Origin of the sequence: Fictibacillus sp. BK138, assembly GCF_004216955.1 — a bacterium.
In the GTDB taxonomy this organism is placed as follows: Bacteria; Bacillota; Bacilli; order Bacillales; family Fictibacillaceae; genus Fictibacillus.
The window spans coordinates 26,093-43,891 of sequence record NZ_SGXL01000007.1; the positions used below are offsets into that span (position 1 = coordinate 26,093).

Annotated in this window: 17 protein-coding genes; all 17 read left to right on the forward strand. The window is 38.1% G+C overall.

All coding sequences use genetic code 11. The features are described 5' to 3' along the window. Window positions 1-8: 8 nt before the first annotated feature. The 17 genes from EV282_RS19850 to EV282_RS19930 all read left to right on the forward strand — a co-directional run bounded on the left by EV282_RS19850 (window position 9) and on the right by EV282_RS19930 (window position 17,483). Window positions 9-1,307 carry an NCS2 family permease gene (locus EV282_RS19850; protein WP_130297553.1) on the forward strand — a complete coding sequence of 433 codons (1,299 nt, stop codon included), beginning with the start codon at window positions 9-11 and terminating at the stop codon, window positions 1,305-1,307. Window positions 1,308-1,470: 163 nt separating this feature from the next. Beyond that, window positions 1,471-2,217, forward strand: coding sequence for a prepilin peptidase (locus EV282_RS19855; protein ID WP_130297554.1), 747 nt, complete (start codon window positions 1,471-1,473; stop codon window positions 2,215-2,217). A gap of 432 nt (window positions 2,218-2,649) precedes the next feature. Beyond that, window positions 2,650-3,387: a Flp pilus assembly protein CpaB gene (gene cpaB / locus EV282_RS19860; protein WP_130297555.1), complete on the forward strand. Its 738-nt coding sequence runs from the start codon at window positions 2,650-2,652 to the stop codon at window positions 3,385-3,387. Window positions 3,388-3,411: 24 nt separating this feature from the next. Further along, on the forward strand, window positions 3,412-4,527 hold the full coding sequence (locus tag EV282_RS19865; RefSeq protein ID WP_130297556.1) for an AAA family ATPase: 1,116 nt from the start codon (window positions 3,412-3,414) through the stop codon (window positions 4,525-4,527). An 11-nt stretch (window positions 4,528-4,538) separates the two neighbouring features. Continuing rightward, complete coding sequence (locus tag EV282_RS19870) at window positions 4,539-5,876, forward strand: CpaF family protein (RefSeq protein WP_130297557.1); 1,338 nt, start codon at window positions 4,539-4,541, stop codon at window positions 5,874-5,876. After that, a complete protein-coding gene (locus EV282_RS19875) occupies window positions 5,873-6,805 on the forward strand; it encodes a type II secretion system F family protein (protein ID WP_130297558.1) in 933 nt (310 codons plus the stop codon). The genes EV282_RS19870 and EV282_RS19875 overlap by 4 nt, the downstream gene beginning before the upstream one ends. 3 nt (window positions 6,806-6,808) lie before the next feature. Then, window positions 6,809-7,747, forward strand: a complete 939-nt coding sequence (locus tag EV282_RS19880) for a type II secretion system F family protein (RefSeq protein ID WP_130297559.1) — start codon at window positions 6,809-6,811, stop codon at window positions 7,745-7,747. Window positions 7,748-7,779: 32 nt separating this feature from the next. Next, on the forward strand, window positions 7,780-7,998 hold the full coding sequence (locus EV282_RS19885) for a hypothetical protein (RefSeq protein ID WP_130297560.1): 219 nt from the start codon (window positions 7,780-7,782) through the stop codon (window positions 7,996-7,998). Window positions 7,999-8,019: 21 nt separating this feature from the next. Further along, entirely contained in the window at window positions 8,020-8,412 is a 393-nt protein-coding gene (locus tag EV282_RS19890; protein ID WP_130297561.1) for a TadE/TadG family type IV pilus assembly protein, read from the forward strand. After that, entirely contained in the window at window positions 8,405-9,118 is a 714-nt protein-coding gene (locus EV282_RS19895; RefSeq protein ID WP_130297562.1) for a pilus assembly protein TadG-related protein, read from the forward strand. The genes EV282_RS19890 and EV282_RS19895 overlap by 8 nt, the downstream gene beginning before the upstream one ends. 12 nt (window positions 9,119-9,130) lie before the next feature. Further along, window positions 9,131-10,495, forward strand: coding sequence for a hypothetical protein (locus tag EV282_RS19900; RefSeq protein ID WP_130297563.1), 1,365 nt, complete (start codon window positions 9,131-9,133; stop codon window positions 10,493-10,495). A 14-nt stretch (window positions 10,496-10,509) separates the two neighbouring features. Further along, window positions 10,510-10,800 (forward strand): hypothetical protein, encoded by a 291-nt coding sequence (locus tag EV282_RS19905; RefSeq protein WP_130297564.1) that lies wholly within the window; start codon window positions 10,510-10,512, stop codon window positions 10,798-10,800. A 26-nt stretch (window positions 10,801-10,826) separates the two neighbouring features. Then, window positions 10,827-11,234: an RDD family protein gene (locus EV282_RS19910; RefSeq protein ID WP_130297565.1), complete on the forward strand. Its 408-nt coding sequence runs from the start codon at window positions 10,827-10,829 to the stop codon at window positions 11,232-11,234. Between the two features lie 30 nt (window positions 11,235-11,264). Then, a complete protein-coding gene (locus EV282_RS19915; protein WP_130297566.1) occupies window positions 11,265-12,569 on the forward strand; it encodes a VWA domain-containing protein in 1,305 nt (434 codons plus the stop codon). Window positions 12,570-12,635: 66 nt separating this feature from the next. After that, a complete protein-coding gene (locus tag EV282_RS19920; protein ID WP_130297567.1) occupies window positions 12,636-14,309 on the forward strand; it encodes a transglutaminase domain-containing protein in 1,674 nt (557 codons plus the stop codon). Between the two features lie 251 nt (window positions 14,310-14,560). Further along, a complete protein-coding gene (locus EV282_RS19925) occupies window positions 14,561-15,904 on the forward strand; it encodes a VWA domain-containing protein (protein ID WP_130297568.1) in 1,344 nt (447 codons plus the stop codon). A 145-nt stretch (window positions 15,905-16,049) separates the two neighbouring features. Further along, window positions 16,050-17,483 carry a nicotinate phosphoribosyltransferase gene (locus EV282_RS19930; protein WP_130297569.1) on the forward strand — a complete coding sequence of 478 codons (1,434 nt, stop codon included), beginning with the start codon at window positions 16,050-16,052 and terminating at the stop codon, window positions 17,481-17,483. Window positions 17,484-17,799 lie beyond the last annotated feature (316 nt).

Consider the following 17,799-nt stretch of genomic DNA (forward strand, 5'->3'; position numbering starts at 1 on the left):
AAAGAGAGATGGAACGGTATTTTGGCTTTAAGGATTTTAATACGAGTTATAAGAAAGAAGCAACAGCAGGTTTAACAACGTTTCTTGCGATGGCTTACATTCTATTCGTTAACCCGATGGTACTTGGTGACGCAGGAATGGATAAAGGAGCAGTATTTACAGCAACTGCACTTGCTGCAGCACTTGGAACATTATTCATGGGAATCGTTGCAAAATATCCGATCGCGCTAGCACCGGGTATGGGGCTTAATGCATTCTTTGCATACTCTGTCGTTTTAGTAATGGGTATTCCTTGGCAGACGGCACTTGCCGGAGTATTAATGTCTGGTATTATCTTTATTTTTATTACATTATTTAAGATTCGCGAAACGATCATCAACGCAATTCCTCAAGATTTGAAGTTTGCAGCAGCATCTGGTATTGGACTATTTATTGCTTTTATCGGTTTGAAAAATGCGGGAATCATCGCTCAAAATAAAGCAACACTCGTTTCTCTTGGCGACTTAACACAAGGACCAACATTGCTTGCGATCTTTGGCTTCATCGTAACGATTCTTATGATGATCCGAAACATCCGTGGAGGAATCTTCTACGGAATGGTGATCACAGCCGTTGTAGGTATCTTCGCTGGCTTGATCGATAAGCCTGATAAAATCGTTGGGGCTATCCCAAGTCTTGCGCCAACATTCGGACAGGCATTCAGCCACTTTGATCAGATTTTCACTGTTGAAATGATGGTTGTCGTTCTAACATTCTTCATTGTTGATTTCTTTGATACAGCAGGAACGCTTATGGCTGTTTCCTCTCAAGCGGGCATCATGAAAGACAACAAGCTGCCTCGTGCAGGTAAAGCATTGCTTGCCGATTCATCAGCTATTGCAGTCGGAGCGGTTCTCGGAACATCTTCAACTACAGCTTATATCGAGTCAGCATCAGGTGTAGCAGCAGGCGGACGTACTGGTTTCACATCTGTCGTAACCGGCGCACTATTCTTATTGGCATTATTCTTCTCGCCTTTATTAGTTGTTGTAACACCATCTGTAACCGCACCAGCATTGATCATTGTAGGTGTGTTGATGGTTTCAGTGTTGAGCAAAATCAAATGGGACCGTCTTGAAATTGCAGTACCAGCGTTCTTAACATTGATCGCAATGCCGCTCACATACAGCATTGCAACAGGAATCGCATTAGGGTTCGTTATGTATCCATTAACAATGACAGTAAAAGGCCGTGCAAAAGAAATTCACCCAATCATGTGGGTTCTGTTCATAGTCTTTATCAGCTATTTTGTATTCTTAGTGGAATAGGCAAAATCAATAACAGGGATGTCCGAAAACGGGCATTCCCTTTTTTGTGTTTTAGGAAAATAATAAAAAAAATAAGCCGATAACTTTAAGGAAGAAAGGTGCAAAAAATTAGTTTCTTCATTATAATAGTGTGCAGATTGAGCGTTAAGGAGAAGATGGGGAAATGGAAATGATGTGGAGCGTGTGGTTTTTTATTTTAGGGGCAGTATTGGCTTCGTTTGGCGGGGTAGTCGGCTATCGTCTTCCAAAGAAAATGAAGGTGATGGGCGTAGAACGCTCACAGTGTGACCATTGTGAAAGACAGCTGAAATGGTATGAGCTGTTTCCGATCGTTTCTTACTTAGCAGCAGGCGGGAAATGCGGGACGTGTAAGAAGCGCATTCCAGTTATCTATACAGTCGTTGAATTATTAGCAGGTGGCTTATACGCGTTCTCTTTTCTGAAATACGGTTTCTCAGTGGAGCTGCTTTTAGCATGCTCACTCATTTTGCTGTGCGCGATTATATTTGTATCGGATTTATTGTATTTCATCATTTCAGATAAAGTATTAATCGTGTTTTTCATCTGGTTTTTGGTGCTGCAAGTCGTGTTTGAATACAGAAGCTGGCTGGACGCAGTAGCCGGCGGTCTGCTCGGATTTTGTTTTCTGCTGCTGCTCGCGATTTTATCAAAAGGCGGAATCGGTGGAGGAGATATAAAACTGATGGGTGTATTGGGGCTTTTGCTTGGGTTTCAGGGAGCGTTTTTAACACTCATGATTGCATCTGTTGTTGGTTTATTTGTTGGTGTGATAGGTTTGTTGATGAAGAAGTTCACTCGAAAAACAGCTATTCCGTTTGGACCGTATTTAGCATTTGGAGCCTTGCTGACATTTTTCTTAAAAACTGGGTTAATTGCTTTTTTGTTTTAAAGCAACAAAATAATAATAAATAGGTCTTTTGAAACACTAACTTCTTTTTATGAGAGAATTAGTGTTTTTTTGTTTATGCTAATAATTTCAGCATTTTTTCACTGCTTTTTTATAATCTTCACGGAAAAATACATAATATAAGGTTTAAAAAAATTCCATTGATGGTAATTAACATTTAGTAAATATGGTTAATTTTGTATTTTTTTTATGATTATATTCCTAATATAGTTATATTGTAATGTTGTCGATTAAAGTCGAATATTGAATGTGGTAGTAATAAGGTTGTGGACAAGTCCTACAAACCTTTATATACAAAGGGATTAGAGGGGTTGACGCTTTTGGAAAATATGTGATAATTTTGGCATGATTCTTTTTTAAATTTCGTTTTTTGTATAATTTTTTGTTTTTTTGATTATTGGAGGTAAGTAAATAATGGTCGATGCAAAACGCAAAGCACTAATCTTTTTAGTTGTAGCATTTATTTTAGCGGTTGTAACAGCTGGGGTAGTATTAAACGAGATTCGAAAAGCTCAGCAAAGTCTTACTGAAACGACTAAAGTAGCAGCATTAGAAAATGACATGAAATCTAATGAGGCGATAACATCCTCCAAGATTAAGTGGGTTGAAATTCCTAAAAATGCGGCTGTTTCTAACTTTATTCAATCAGAAGGAGATTTAAAGGATCAAGTCGTCCTAACTGATATGAAAGAAGGAGACATCTTAACCAAGAACGTACTTCGCTCAAAAATTGATATTGCAAAAGGACATAGAGTTGTGTGGCTAAATCCTACTGAAAATGTATTAATTGATGAGAATGTAACAGAAGGTGACCGTGTGGACATCGTTGTTTCAATGGAAGAAAAAAATGCAATGACAACTAAAAGAGCATTAAAAGGCATTCATGTAGTAGAAGTAGATGATGATGTTGAAATTGATAAGAATAAGACAGCTAGTGTAATTAAAGTTTCCCTTTCTATAGAGGATGCAGAAAAGCTGATTCATTACCAAAATACTGCACAGCAAATTAGAATATTGAGAGTTAATGAATTAGAAGAGGAAAATAAAGAGGAGAAGAAGGAAGAGGCTACACCGGCTGCTAAACCAGCTGCGCCAGCGCCACCAGCTCCTAAACAGAATCCAGCACCTCAAGCTAAACCAAAAGCAAACTAGTATTGTAGAAGGGAAGAAAATGGCATGAATGGATACAAGGTTTTAATTGTAACAAAGAACGAATCATACATAAGCACTCTTAAACCAATCATTGAAGAAAACAACTTACAGGTTGATGTTATTGAAGAGTGGAGTGGAACGAATCTAGAAATTAATCAATACTCTATCCTTTTTATCGATCACCAATCCTTTAAATCATTTGAAGTCTTTAAAAATCAAAATAAGTTAATCGTAATAGGATTACTAAATGAAAAATCATTTGAACTTGGGCGTCAATGGATGCTTGCTGATGCATCAGATGTAATTATTCTTCCTGAAGAAGAGCATCGTGTGCAAAAAGTTCTTGATACGGCAAAAGAGAAGATCAGTTTACTTCAATCTCTAGATAAAAAAGAGAGCACTGGAAAAGCATATGCTTTTTACAGTAGTAAAGGTGGGAGCGGGAAAACATTACTTTCCGCTGCTGTTGGTCAAGGACTTCAAATATTCGAAGACAGCAAAGTAGCGATTATTGATTTAAATGCTCAATTTGGCGGTCTTGATACTATTCTGGGTATTGACCATAAAAGGTCTTATTACGATCTTCAGCCCGTAATAAAAGAAATGAACATTAGACATATCGAAAATATTGCCTATAAGGATGAGAGAACTGGAAATGTAATCGTGCTTGGCCCTCAAGATCTTGCAAAAGCAGAAGAAGTAACCACTGAACTTATTATTAAATTAATTCGTATTTGCAAAGAACATTACGATTATGTACTTCTTGATATACCGTCTTATTTTAATCACATTACCTACACTGCATTAGGAGAAGCTGACCATATATATTACATCTTGACGCCAGATAGCATGGGGTTAAGAGGCTACAAAAACACAGAAGATTCATTTGCCCGCTTCCAGCTTGGCTTAAGGAATAATGTCTCTATTCTTTTAAATAGAGTTCATACCAAGAATGAATTATCAAAGAAAGATATCGATGAAATGATTTCAAGACCAATCGTAAGCGAAATACGAGCAGATTTCTTTAACCTTCAACCGCATGTTAATATTGGCAAACCGTTCTTTACTTCGAAAAAAGAAAAATATTCATCTAAAGCTCTAAAAGATATTAAGAAATTTGTTACTAGCATGGAAAAGTGAGGTGATAAAAAATGGGTTCTTGGATTAAAGAAATAACAGCAAAATCACCTTTAGTTCCTGATCAGGACTGGGATGTAAATGACAGCCAGCTTGAACAGCTTGTCCGACATTATAAAGCAAGGATTATTAAGGAAGCAAACCTTGAATCCATAACGATTCTGCCAGCACAAGAGCGGAAACAAACCATTGAACGTCTGGTTACACAAATGATACAAGAAGAACGTGTAATTATTCCTCAATACGAGATGGACCAGATTGTTACACAAATCATTAATGAATCTGTTGGTTACGGGCCGTTAGAAGCATTATTAGAGGACGACTCGATAACAGAGATTATGGTAAATGGTCCAAATGAGATATTTATTGAGAGAAAAGGACGTTTAGAGAAAACACCTATTCGTTTTAAAGATGAAAAACATATCCGGCATATCATCGACCGAATCATCGCACCTTTGGGAAGACGTATTGATGAAAGTTCTCCTATGGTAGATGCCCGACTTCATGACGGGAGCCGTGTTAACGCCGTAATTCCACCAGTAAGCCTTGAAGGATCAGTCCTGTCTATCCGTAAGTTTAATAAGATACCATTTAATCTTGAGAACCTGAGGAATTTTGAAACGTTTTCTCATGATATGGGTGAGTTTCTCCAAGCAGCTGTTCGTGCAAAATGTAATATACTCGTTTCTGGTGGTACAGGTAGCGGTAAAACGACGCTGCTCAATGTTTTATCAGGATCTATTCCACAAGGTGAACGCATTATTACAATTGAAGATATGGCTGAGTTACGTTTCCATCATGCAAACCTCGTAAAAATGGAAGCTAGACCAGAAAATATGGAGGGCAAGGGTGAGATAACAATTCGCCAGCTAGTTAGAAATGCTCTTCGTATGAGACCTGATCGTATCATTGTCGGTGAAGTGCGTGGATCAGAAGCGATAGACATGCTTCAAGCTATGAATACAGGTCACGAAGGCTCATTAACTACAGTCCATGCTAACACTCCCAAAGACGCTTTGGGAAGATTAGAGGCAATGGTAATTATGTCTGGTCTACCGCTAACTGTTGATGTTATTAGAAGTTACTTTGTTGGAGCACTCGATCTAATTGTACAAACGAACAGACAAATTGATGGGAAACGAAAAATTGTAAGTATCGCAGAAATTAAAGAGGAAGATGGAGAAATTAAAGTCCTAGAGATATTTAAATTTGTGCAAGAGGGTGTAAATGCTAATGGTGAAGTTATTGGACACTTTGCACCTACAGGTTATATTCCAGAAGCTTATAAACGGATGAAAACATTTGGGATATCTATTAATGAGAACATGTTCTGCAAGGAGGAGGTTCAATGATCCTCGCATGGACAACAATGAGTTTAGCAATCTTCTCATTTTTCTTGGCCATTTATTTTATTAAAAGAAGTTCTAATAATAAACAGGTAAAAAAGCATGTGGAAACTTGGTTTGTAAAAGAAAAAAAGAAAGAGCGAAGCAGTTTTATTGTAGGAATAGGTGATAAATACGATCATTCTGAACTAGCCGAAGAACTGTCAAAAAAACTTGTCCAGGCCCATATTCCTTTAAAAGCATCTGAGTATGCTGGAATTTGTATTATGCTCTTCTTTATTCTCTGGTTTGTTAATCATTTTATTTTAAGTCTCGTTTTTCCGCTTGATGCGTCAGTTGCGTATTTTATTATTTGGCTGGGTTCAAAATTTTTATTAAAATCCCGGCAAAATAAGCGGAGTGAAAATTTTAATAAACAGCTTCCCAATATATGCCGGATGATGAGTAACTCTGTTAAAGCCGGGTTAACTATTCCACAAGGAATTGAAATGATTGCTCAAGAAGTTAAAGCCCCTGCAGGACCTGAATTTAAAAAAATAGACCAGCAGCTTAGTCTTGGGGATGATTTTGAAGAAGTCATGATGAGACTGAGAGATCGTTTTGATAGTAAGGAACTTCATATTTTTGTATCTACTTTACTCATTCAGAGAAAGGTAGGGGGCAACTTAGCCGAAGTTTTGAGTTTAATGGCTCAAACTTTAGAAGAGCGAGCTCGGGTAAGCAAAGAAATAGATACCGTTACCGCAGAAGCGAAATTCATTTCTTATATTTTGCCTGTGATGCCCATTATGATGGCTATGATGATGAATCTTTTTATTCCTGGATTTCTTAATCCTCTGTTTACACCATTTGGGTTAATACTGTTAGCTGTTTTTCTAGGAATGCAGTTTATCGCTTTCTTGCTTATTAAGAAGATTACTAGGATTAGGGTGTAAGCTATGGGTCAAATATTAGGTTTATTCGCAGTGTTAATGACATTTTTCATTTTACTATTTATATTAATCGGTTTTGTTTATTTGTATTTGTACATTATAAAAAAGGATAACTTAATCAAACACCTGCATTTAAGAGAAAAGAAGAAACGAAAAAAACGGACCTTTAAGGACAGTATGGTAAGCCCGCTTTTAAGAGCTGCTAAATATGCTGAACCTACCGCCAAAAAATATCCATTTTTTGCGAATAAAGAACAGGATGCTCTATTTTTAACAAGAGCTGGAAACCCTTTAGGTCTTACATTGGACCAGTTTTATGGAATGCGTTTTATTCTTGGACTAGGTGCTCTATTCTTTAGTTCTATATATTCCATTTTAGGTATGCCCTTTGCATTATTGGTGTTACTTGTTTTTCCAATAGCTGGATTTTTAGGACCGCAGCTTTGGTTGCGGATGAAAGCTAAAGAAAGGCAAGAGTCAATTAGTGTTTCTATGCCTGATTTTCTTGATACTGTGAGTGTTACGCTTCAAGCAGGTGTTAGTCTGGATGGAGCCTTAAAACAAGTCACCAATCAAATGGATGGCCCATTGAGTGAAGAGATTGAACGTTTTAACTATGAGATAGATTTAGGTGTAACTAGAAAACTAGCTTATCAGAATTTAATATCTCGCAATTCTTCAAAAGAACTTGAAATGCTTGTTAATTCGCTTATTCAAGGGTCAGTGCTAGGAGTCCCTGTATCTCAAACATTTCGTATTCAAGCGGATGATTTGAGAGCTATGAGGGGATTCAAGGCGAAGGAAAAAGCAGCAAAAGCAAGTCCTCAAATTACACTTGTAACTACATTTTTTGTTGCACCTGCTGTATTTTTCTTAATTATTGGGCTGTTACTACTAAACATTATTTATAATCCAGGAGCATTCGGATTAGATAGCTTCTTTTAAATAATAAAAAATAAAATTAGGGAGAGATTTAAATGTTTACAAAATTATATGTAAAGACAGTTAATGCTTGGGAGAACGTTACAAGAAAAGTGCAAAATGAAAGAGGAGCACAGGCATTAGAGTGGATTGCCCTTGGTATGTTAGTGCTAGCGATAATGGCTGCAATTGCTACTGCTTTTAAGGGAGACACGTCTGTAGGTACAGCAGTGAAAAACCAGTTAATTAAATTAATTAATGGGATTGGCGGTTAAACCGAGTCTCTGGGGTGCCATATGAGACATATAAAAAAATACATTAAGAATGAAAGAGGGTCGCAGCTAATAGAATTTTTAGCTGTGTTCCCTATGATCATATTTGCTTTGTTATTTATTTGGCAAGTTGCTTTAGTAGCCTATGCCGTAGTTGTTTCAGAAGCAGCAGCTAGAGATGGTGCACGAGTGGCATCGGTCGAGGGGGATTTTGAAGCAGCTGTAGAAAGCTCTGCTTACGGATTAGATCTTCAAAGTGTTTCAAGTTCGACTGGCAATTCTAGTTATGGAAAAAATGTAACGGTTACAGTAGTTGCAAAAGTTCCGACTGTATCTGTTCCCTTTTTAGGAAAGATTGATTATGACTTGAAAGCCGATGCAACCATGCCAATGGAGGAGGATGAAACTGATGAATAATAACTACTTAAAAAATGAAAAAGGAAGTACCCTTTTAGTAGTTATGGGTTTGCTTATGGCAGCCATTTTCATCAGTTTCATCTTTTTTGATTTCTTTACTACATTTGCTGCAAAAAGGGTGGGACAAACTTCAGCTGACTCCGCTGCACTTGCTGCTGCTGAAGAGGCGAAACAAATTTATGATAAAGAACTCAAAAAGCAAATTAAAGATCGCCTGGAAAAGCTTAAAAGCGAACAAGAAGCTGAAGAAGAAGGTAGCGATGCTGCTGAACTCCCAGAAGATGAAGGGATTTCTACTCCACTGCCTGGAATAGGTAATGCTCTCTTTGGAAAAGAGATGCCGCCTGGAGTGGAGAAATGGATTAATGGGAGTATTGTAGACCTTGATTCTCTTGATCTAAATGAGGCTTTAAAATATTTATTTGAACAAGATGAGATCAATAAGATTAGTTGTGGATCTATAGAGGATGCCTTCCCTCAAATTGAAGAGGCAGCGCGTCATTATGCAAAACTTAATGGTGCAGAGGATGACATAGAAGTAGAGTTTCCGTATGAAGGAGAATTTAAAGTTTTTGTGAAGGTAAAGAAAAAGGCCGAATTTGTTACGGTTGACGAGAATATGTTCTCAGGTGATGAAAATAAAGTAAGAGCAGAAGCCGCAGTAAATATTGCTACACCAAAAGGGATTGATATTAGCTGTGATTAAGGGGGAGACAAAATGAGCCGGAAACTATCGTTATGTGCTATTATTCTATGTTTATTATTCTCATTCGTAAGTGTTTCCCCTGCTTCTGCTGGGGGCCTTGATTATGATAAAAGTCAAATAAAGCCAACCGAAATGCAAGCAAAAGATACGGGAAGCTTCTGGGATTTCTTGCCCTTTGATTTTGGTGATGGATTAAAGGATACTTTAAAGAAAATTGAAAAGTTTTTTGAACCTGTTATTAAAGCTCTAGGGGATGCTATCGACTGGGCAGCAAAAGGAATCAAAGGACTTGCAGATTGGTGGGAATCCTTAGACGACTGGACGAAGGATCTCATTTATACAGTACTAGCTGTATTAGCCGTTGTCGTTGTTGCAGTTGCTGCATTTTTCTTACTTCCCTTTGTTGGAGTTGCTCTATTAATAGGTGCAATCATAGGCGCAATTGTAGCAGGTGCATTTTATTTTTGGAAATACGGAGGTACGGATGCATTTGGCTGGGGTGTGCTAGCTTGGGTATTCGGTGGAGCAGCCCTTGGTGCATTAGGTGCATGGTTATATAGCATAGGTGCTGTGGGTGCTATGGCGGGATTGCTACGTGCAGGATTAGCTAGAGGTTTAACTGCAGCCTTAAATGGAATGCGAACGTTCGGGGGCTGGCTAGGCCAAGGGCTTAGAACAGGTGCTAGGTATCTTCGTTCATTTGCCGGTTGGATTGGTCAAGGTGCAAGAAGATTTGGAAGCTTTGTTGGAAGAAATGCAATGAGATTCGGGCGTTGGGCTGGTGCCAGAGGCGGAACTGCTATTAGGGCTATTGGTGGTTTTTATGGTAGCTGGGGTGCATTTTTTAAGGCAGTAGGTATCGGTGCTGGCGTATCATTTTTCTACGACTTTGCAATGGCAGCATTTACAGATGAACAATTTAATCTTACAGAAACCATAAGAAATATGGCGATAAATGGTTTAACTGCTGGGATCGGAGGGCCAATTGCTGGTAAATTAAAGAGTGCTCTTACGGTTAGAAGTTGGAAAAGTCTTGTGGGGTGGAGTAGTTTAAGTACTGGAATTGGTGCAAGTGTATATAGTTTTACTGAGTATCTTGATGGAAGCTTTACTCCAGAAGATGTAATCGTAGGTGGAATAGGTGGTTTATTAGCGCTTCCTGGTACCACAGTTATTGCAAATACATTAAACGATTTTGCAGAACCAATAACTCAACCTATGGGTAATTTAATTAATTCCATTACTGCAGATGTATACTATTGGAATGATTCGAAGTCCCATCCAGATAATAATTTAAAAAAAATATACAATACAGGATTGGAAAAATTTTCACAATTTCAACAGTCTATTATTAATTTATACAAAAAACCATGGTGAATGGAGGAGGAAACATGAAGAAGAAGTCGTTAGACGGTTTTTTTTGGGGACCAATGATAGGAGGAGTTATAGTAGCAATTATTATGTTCACCACTCAAGCTACTAAACTCCCTAATGGTAATTATATATTTGATCAAAATTTATTTACTTACTTTCTTGCCGGATTACTTGTCTTATGTGCTATTTTACTAGTTTTTGGAAAAGTTAGAGAAACTATGGGGAATAAAATTAATGGTAAAACGGTATTGTATACAGCTATTGTTATTCCAATTGCTGCTGTTTGGTTATATTTTATTAATAATTAGTTTTGTAATTATAAGGAAGTGACATCATGGAGATACAACAACCAGCTGGGTTTTGGAGACGTTTAGTTGCAGTTATCATAGATGCTGGAGTAGGGGCGATTATTGGTCTTATTATTGGGCCGATTTTTGATGATGACAATCTATCAAGAATCGCTATATGGCTGTATGTAATGGCCTACTATATCCTTGTTCCTTATTATTGGAATGGTTATACAGTTGGAAAGCGGGTTACCGGTGTAAGAATCGTGCGAGTTGATGGTGAGAAACTCGGATTTAAAAATACTATTCTTCGGATGCCTGTTACTCAAATTATTTATACGATTAGTTTTTTAACATTATATATAGTAACAATTTTTATGATTATCGTTAGAAAAGATAAGAGAGCTATACATGATTTTGTAGCCGGAACGTATGTAACAACCGAAAAACCGTAAATCTCTAAACTGCACTAAAAGGAGGCATATATGAAAAGGTTCTTTACACTAGGAATTATTATTTTGTCATCTTTATTTCTAATAACAGCTTGTTCCGATTCAACTGCTTCGAAGAATGAAGATCCTCCAAAAAAGAAAGAGGAAAAAGAAGAAAAAGCTGAATTTCCTAAAGCGGCAACAGATCCCGAAGATATGATGCTTGAAGGCCCTGGTAAGTTGGTGAATGACAGCTATTCTGAAGAGGCAATGAAAGAAGCTTTTAAAAAGATCCCTAATAAGCTAAGTACCCAAGAAGCTTATGATGCTGTTATTCATTACTTGGCTGAGGATTACAAGGAAGACTATGAGTATTACAAAAATCTTAATACAACAATAGAGGTCCCTGGGAGTGATAAACCAGGTAATGGAAAAACATTAAACGTTGCTATTTTACTAGATTCTAGTGGCAGTATGGCTGCGAAAATTGGCGAGAAAACCAAAATGGAAATTGCGAAGGAAGCCGTTCGTAATTATGCAAGTAAGTTACCACAAGGATCTAATGTAATGTTGCGTGTATATGGTCAAAAAGGAAGCAATGCTGACAGTGACAAAAAAGTTTCGTGTGAAAGCACTGAAGTTGTATACGAACTTAATACATATAACGAAGGCGATTTCCAAAATAGTTTAGATCAATTTAAACCTACGGGATGGACACCGATTGCTGGTGCGATTCAAGCTGCACAAAAAGACTTAGATGGCCAAAGCAATGATAAAGCTGAGAATTTAATTTATGTCGTGAGTGATGGAGTAGAGACTTGTGACGGCGATCCAGCTGCTGCAGCTAAATCAATTGTCGAATCTTCACTAAAAGCTAAAGTTAACGTAATTGGCTTTGATGTCAATGATAAAGGGCAGCAGTCTTTGGAGAAAATTGCTCAAGCTGGTGGCGGAGAATACCAATCGGTTAACTCTGCAGCTGATTTTGAAAAATATCTGCTTGGAGAAAAAAATAAACTGTGGCTGGAATGGCAAACTTGGAGTGACGAAAATTTCATGCAAGCTCAACAAATAGCCAGTGATAAATTTAATGAAGTGCAAAATCGGCATAGTGATATCCTAAATAAAATCGTTGAAGAAAAGAGTCGACTTGAAAAAGGAGTAAGATTGTTAAATGAATTAAAAAAAGTCGAAAACGGTTTTGAAGTTGAAAAACTAATTAATAGTCGATATAACACTCTCGTTGAATATGATGATGATACGTTTAAGTCACTACAGAATGAAATAGAAGACAATCGTGATGCTTTACAGGAAACGATTGAAAACAAAAGAAATCAGGAACAGGGCAGTCTTAATTAGAACTGACAACAAAGAGATGGCAACCCCATCTCTTTCTTTTTGAATACGTTTAGAGGAGATTATAGAATGAAAACTAAACTTATGAGTGTGATTCTTTCACTTTTTGTCGTTACCCTGACCGCCTGCAGCGCCGATCAGGATGCTTCTAATAAAACTGAGAAAGAAGAAAAAAAGGACAAATATACTGCACTTGCTGAAGAAGCGAACCAAGATGAAAAGTTAGAGAAGCTTGAGCTGCTTCCTTATGCAGAAGAGGTTGAAGCTTCTTTATCAAGCCCAAAATATAAAGAGTTTACGACGAACTCTAGCGTTTTAGTAAAAGGAAAAGCAAAAAAGTATAGCGGATTTAAGTCTGAATACGTGTGGATTAAGGTGAGAAGCGAAGAAGACGGTCCTGCTGGCCGGGAATTCAGCTATTATGCACCTATTAAAGACGGGAAGTTTGAGCAGAGAGTACAACTCTTTAACGGAAAGGGAAACTATTCTGTAAAAGTCAGTGTTCCTAGTGATAAAGCGGAAGATTATTTCTACGATATCGCAGAGTTTGATGTGGAAAACGTGAATCCAGAAGTAAGACGTGACGTAGCATTCACAAAAAATGCTCTTGAACACGGGTTGGTGTTAAAAAATTCCATAAATGGGTATATGGAAATAGATGGATCTTTTGAGTTAGCGGGAGAAGTAGAAGATACCATTGTCGAACAGCTCATGGTGGAACTCAAAAAAGAGAGTGAATCTACTAAAATCATGATTCCTGTGGAGAAGGGGAAGTTCAGCAAGAAAATCCCTCTTTATTATGGAGAAGGCGTTCATGAAGTCCAAATCATGACACCGAAAGAGGGGATGTCGAATTATTATTCAGAAGCTGCAAATCTGTATGTGAAAAATCTATCAAGTGAATCCTATGAACCTATTAATTATTCTTCGGCTTATAAAGAAAAGGGATTCAATCTTGAGAATCCCGAAGTTGGCGGTGAAAAGACAGATCTCACTTATAGAATTAAAGGAAGTATCGACCCTAGCGGAAAAGATGCGAATAAAACAGAGGTTGTTTTTGTGCAAACCGAAAAAGATAATCAGAAGGCTATGTACGCCATTCCGGTAAAAAACAATGTATTTGACGGTGAGTTCTTCCTGCGATTTGGTCCGGGTAAATATGAAGTTTCTTTAATGGCACCAGATTTTACACTAACGAATGGGTATGTTCAGCACTTTGTTGGAGTAGCAGGTTTTACAGTAGAGAACACAAATGCAAAAGATCAGCGGTTTACCTTGCCTTCAAGAGGAATTCAGTCAGACGCACCAGCAATTAAAAAGTTGGCCGATCAGCTGACAAAAAATAAGAAAACGGAAAAAGAAAAGGCGTTAGCTGTCTACGAATATGTTGCCAAAAACGTGAGCTATGACGTTAATAAACTAAACAATCGCACATTTGAATTTGATGATAGCGCATTAAAAACGCTGGATGAGAAAAAAGGCGTATGTCAGGACTTCGCTTATTTAGCAATTGCATTACTGCGAGCAAGCGGGTTGGAAACTCAGATGGTGACAGGATACGCAGGCCAAAACCATGCTTGGGTGGAAACAAAAGTGGATGAACGCTGGCTGGTAATGGATCCAACCTGGGGTTCAGGATATCTGCAGAACAACAAGTTCGTGCCTAAATTCACGATGGAATACTTCGATCCAAAACCAGCAGAGTTTCAGAAGACACATACCAAGAAAGAAATAGAATTTTAAGCAATTGAGGTGAAGGTAAGTCTAAGAAAGAAAAACGTTGGAGAAGGGTTTATCTTTTTCTCTATATCTTAATCTATGGAATGGTTGCTCCCTTAAGTCTTATCCTGTTTTTTGCTGGGGAAGAATCATTTCCGTTCTTTATCATTCCTGTTGTGATTGCATTGCCTGTTATGAAGCAAAATCATATTCAAAAAATTAGAGAGAAAGAAATGAGTGTTTAACTAAAACATTCTAGATAGAGGAGAGAACAGATGAAAAGATTTAAGAATTATTTAATTCCGCTTATTTTACTAGTCGTTCTATTACTATCTGCCTGCTCTTCTGAAAAAACAGCATCTGATTCTGAACCGAAGAAGAAAGAGCCCCAGAAAGAAACGGTTGAAAAAGCGCCAACTGAATCAGAAGAGATGGTGTCGAATGGTGCTGGAGAGCATTACAAAAAAGTGAAGGAACTAGAAGGGGATGCTTTGGATGAAGAAATAAAGAGCATCACAAAGGAATTCCCTAAAAATCTTAAGAGCGAAGACGCGTATAACCGCATTATCGCAGCATTTGCTGCTGATCATCAGCCAGCCTTTCAAGAGCTGGAAGACTTTGATATCACGTTTGAAGAAGTGGAAGAGTATGAAAAATATCAGGAAGAAGGCGGCGAGGAGAAAAAGGAAGGCCCTCTTAATGTCGCGATTCTTTTAGATGCCAGTGGAAGTATGGCCGCAAAAGTTTCTGGTACAGATAAAATGACAGCGGCTAAAGAAGCTCTAAAGAAATTTGCTGAAGGATTGCCAGAGGACGCGAACGTTATGCTTCGTGTTTACGGACATAAGGGAAGCAATGCGGATAAGGATAAAAAGTTATCATGCGGCAGTACTGAAGTAATGTATCTATTAGGTACATATGAAGCAGGTGCTTTTCAAGAATCCCTATCTAAATTTAAGCCAACCGGCTGGACGCCACTTGCCGCATCTATTGCTGCAGCTGAAAAAGATCTTCAAGGCAAAGAAGGAAACAATGTGGTTTATATCGTGAGTGATGGTATTGAGACATGTGATGGAAATCCGGTAGAGGCAGCGAAAAGGCTGCATGAATCAAATATTAAAGCTGAAGTAAACATCATCGGATTTGATGTTGATAATAAAGGACAGCAGCAGCTTAAAGCTGTAGCAGAAGCGGGTGGCGGTGAGTTCCAATCCGTTTCGTCTCAGAAGGAATTGTTTGATGAAGTAGAATCCAATTGGTCAAAAGCGATGCATGATACAAGAATCAACTGGGCTTCTGCCATGGATATTACGGATATTAATTGGAGCAGTTCGAACAAAAGTATGGAGATGGGTAAAGTCTATACGGGAACAGTTATTGAAAGTCTAAAGGATGAGTGGTCTCTTTTAAAAGATGTGAAAATGAACCTTAGAGAACAGAAAAAGCTTTCTGATGAAGAGCTGGCAAAGCTTGATGAATTAATACAAGAACGATATGAAACATTAATGGACTATGCCAAAAAAAAGCATGAAGACAAAGGGGAAGCTCTTAAAGCTGAGAGAGAGCGTGTTATAGAATTCATTCAAAAAGCGGCTGATGAAGCCAGAACGAAACAGTAAAGGAAAGCAATTCCAAAGCAACAGAAAAGAAAATATCAATTGTAGAATAATCACTTTGCCCGGCATTTCAGTTGCCGGGCCTTTTAAAATGTTTAACAATTGTACAATAAGAGAAAAATGTACAAGAGAAAGGCGGGATTCCGAGATGAGCTATGAAGATTTAGCACTGCATACAGACAAATACCAGATTAATATGATGTACGCCCATTGGAAAAACGGAACGCATACTAACATTAGAGTGTTTGAAGCTTTTTTTCGAAAAAACCCTTTTAAAAGCGGATATGCTGTATTCGCAGGTTTAGAGCGAATCATCCATTATGTAAACCACTTACGTTTTAATGACGATGATATCGATTATTTAAGAACACAGGAAGAGCAATATGATGAAGACTTTTTAAACGAGCTAAAGAACTTTCAATTTACCGGGGAGCTTTTTTCCGTAAAAGAGGGCACGGTTGTTTTCCCAAACGAACCATTAATTCGAATTAAATGCCGTGTGTTTGAAGCTCATTTGCTGGAGACTGCTCTCCTCAACTTTATGAACTATCAGACACTGATTGCAACAAAGGCGGCACGCATCCGCCATGTTGCAAAGGAAGATCAGTTAATGGAATTCGGCACACGCCGGGCTCAAGAGGCAGATGCGGCAATATGGGGTGCGCGTGCCGCATATATTGCAGGTTTTGATGCAACTTCAAACATGCGCGCAGGAAAGCTCTTTGGGATTCCTACAAAAGGAACGCATGCACATGCATGGGTTCAAGATCATGATTCTGAGGAAGAGGCGTTCGAACGTTTCGCAAAAGCGCTGCCTGATCAAAGTATTCTTCTAGTTGATACGTATAATACATTAAAAAGCGGAGTTCCTAACGCTATAAAAGTTGGGCTAAAGATGAAGGAAGAAGGAAAGTCGCTGAAGGGGATTCGGCTGGACAGCGGGGACTTAGCTTACTTCTCGATCCAAGCCCGAAAAATGCTGGATGAGGCGGGACTGCATGACACAGTCATTGTTGCAAGTAACGATTTAGATGATGATGTGATTACAGACCTTAAAACTCAAGGGGCTAAAATCACATCTTGGGGTGTCGGGACACAGCTGATTACCGCATCTGACCAGCCAGCACTTGGGGGCGTATACAAAGTGGTAGCGAAATATGAAGATGGTGAATACGTCCCTACGATTAAAATTTCATCTAATGTAGAAAAGATAACAACACCCGGTTATAAGAAAGTTTATCGGATTATCAATAATAAAGGTAAAGCGGAAGCAGATTATATTGCGATGGAGGATGAAGTAATCCCTGAAAAAGATATCAAGCTTTTCGATCCCGTTCACACCTATAAAAATAAGGTTGTATCTTCATTTACGGCAGAAGAGCTGCTTCAACCTATTTATATAGAAGGTAAGCTTGTTTATGAACTCCCTAATCTGAAGGAGATCCGAAGCTACCACCAAGCGCAGCTTCAGTTGTTCTGGCCACAGCATTTAAGAAGATTAAATCCGCAAGAATACTTTGTAGATCTTTCTGAAAAGGTGTGGAAGACGAAAAACGACCTTCTAGAAAAGTATTCTTTATAGACTGCAGAACCTCTTTTTCGATGTGAAAAGAGGTTTTTTTATAAAAACTTCAAAAAACCGTTGACGGTGCTTCAGAACGCTGATATAGTAATAAACGTTGTTGCTTTTCTTACATATTTCTCGACAAAAACAAACAAAACTTTTTTAAAAAAGTGGTTGCATCGCATAGATGATATGTGGTAAGATAGTTTTTGTCGCTGCTTTAAGAAAGTAACGCGATGAAGTTCTTTGAAAACTGAACAAAAGCAAAGGTAAGGAATTAAGAATTAATTCCGTCAGTAACAAATGAGAGCAAGTCAAACACTTTTATGGAGAG

Excerpts from the sequence above, each read along its gene's own strand:
- EV282_RS19855 (WP_130297554.1), top strand. The coding sequence starts at position 1,471 with ATGGAAATGATGTGGAGCGTGTGGTTTTTTATTTTAGGGGCAGTATTG.
- EV282_RS19920 (WP_130297567.1), top strand. The coding sequence starts at position 12,636 with ATGAAAACTAAACTTATGAGTGTGATTCTTTCACTTTTTGTCGTTACC.
- EV282_RS19870 (WP_130297557.1), top strand. The coding sequence starts at position 4,539 with ATGGGTTCTTGGATTAAAGAAATAACAGCAAAATCACCTTTAGTTCCT.
- EV282_RS19925 (WP_130297568.1), top strand. The coding sequence starts at position 14,561 with ATGAAAAGATTTAAGAATTATTTAATTCCGCTTATTTTACTAGTCGTT.
- EV282_RS19890 (WP_130297561.1), top strand. The coding sequence starts at position 8,020 with ATGAGACATATAAAAAAATACATTAAGAATGAAAGAGGGTCGCAGCTA.
- EV282_RS19885 (WP_130297560.1), top strand. The coding sequence starts at position 7,780 with ATGTTTACAAAATTATATGTAAAGACAGTTAATGCTTGGGAGAACGTT.
- EV282_RS19905 (WP_130297564.1), top strand. The coding sequence starts at position 10,510 with ATGAAGAAGAAGTCGTTAGACGGTTTTTTTTGGGGACCAATGATAGGA.
- EV282_RS19930 (WP_130297569.1), top strand. The coding sequence starts at position 16,050 with ATGAGCTATGAAGATTTAGCACTGCATACAGACAAATACCAGATTAAT.
- EV282_RS19910 (WP_130297565.1), top strand. The coding sequence starts at position 10,827 with ATGGAGATACAACAACCAGCTGGGTTTTGGAGACGTTTAGTTGCAGTT.
- EV282_RS19875 (WP_130297558.1), top strand. The coding sequence starts at position 5,873 with ATGATCCTCGCATGGACAACAATGAGTTTAGCAATCTTCTCATTTTTC.
- EV282_RS19880 (WP_130297559.1), top strand. The coding sequence starts at position 6,809 with ATGGGTCAAATATTAGGTTTATTCGCAGTGTTAATGACATTTTTCATT.
- EV282_RS19895 (WP_130297562.1), top strand. The coding sequence starts at position 8,405 with ATGAATAATAACTACTTAAAAAATGAAAAAGGAAGTACCCTTTTAGTA.
- cpaB (WP_130297555.1), top strand. The coding sequence starts at position 2,650 with ATGGTCGATGCAAAACGCAAAGCACTAATCTTTTTAGTTGTAGCATTT.
- EV282_RS19915 (WP_130297566.1), top strand. The coding sequence starts at position 11,265 with ATGAAAAGGTTCTTTACACTAGGAATTATTATTTTGTCATCTTTATTT.
- EV282_RS19850 (WP_130297553.1), top strand. The coding sequence starts at position 9 with ATGGAACGGTATTTTGGCTTTAAGGATTTTAATACGAGTTATAAGAAA.
- EV282_RS19900 (WP_130297563.1), top strand. The coding sequence starts at position 9,131 with ATGAGCCGGAAACTATCGTTATGTGCTATTATTCTATGTTTATTATTC.
- EV282_RS19865 (WP_130297556.1), top strand. The coding sequence starts at position 3,412 with ATGAATGGATACAAGGTTTTAATTGTAACAAAGAACGAATCATACATA.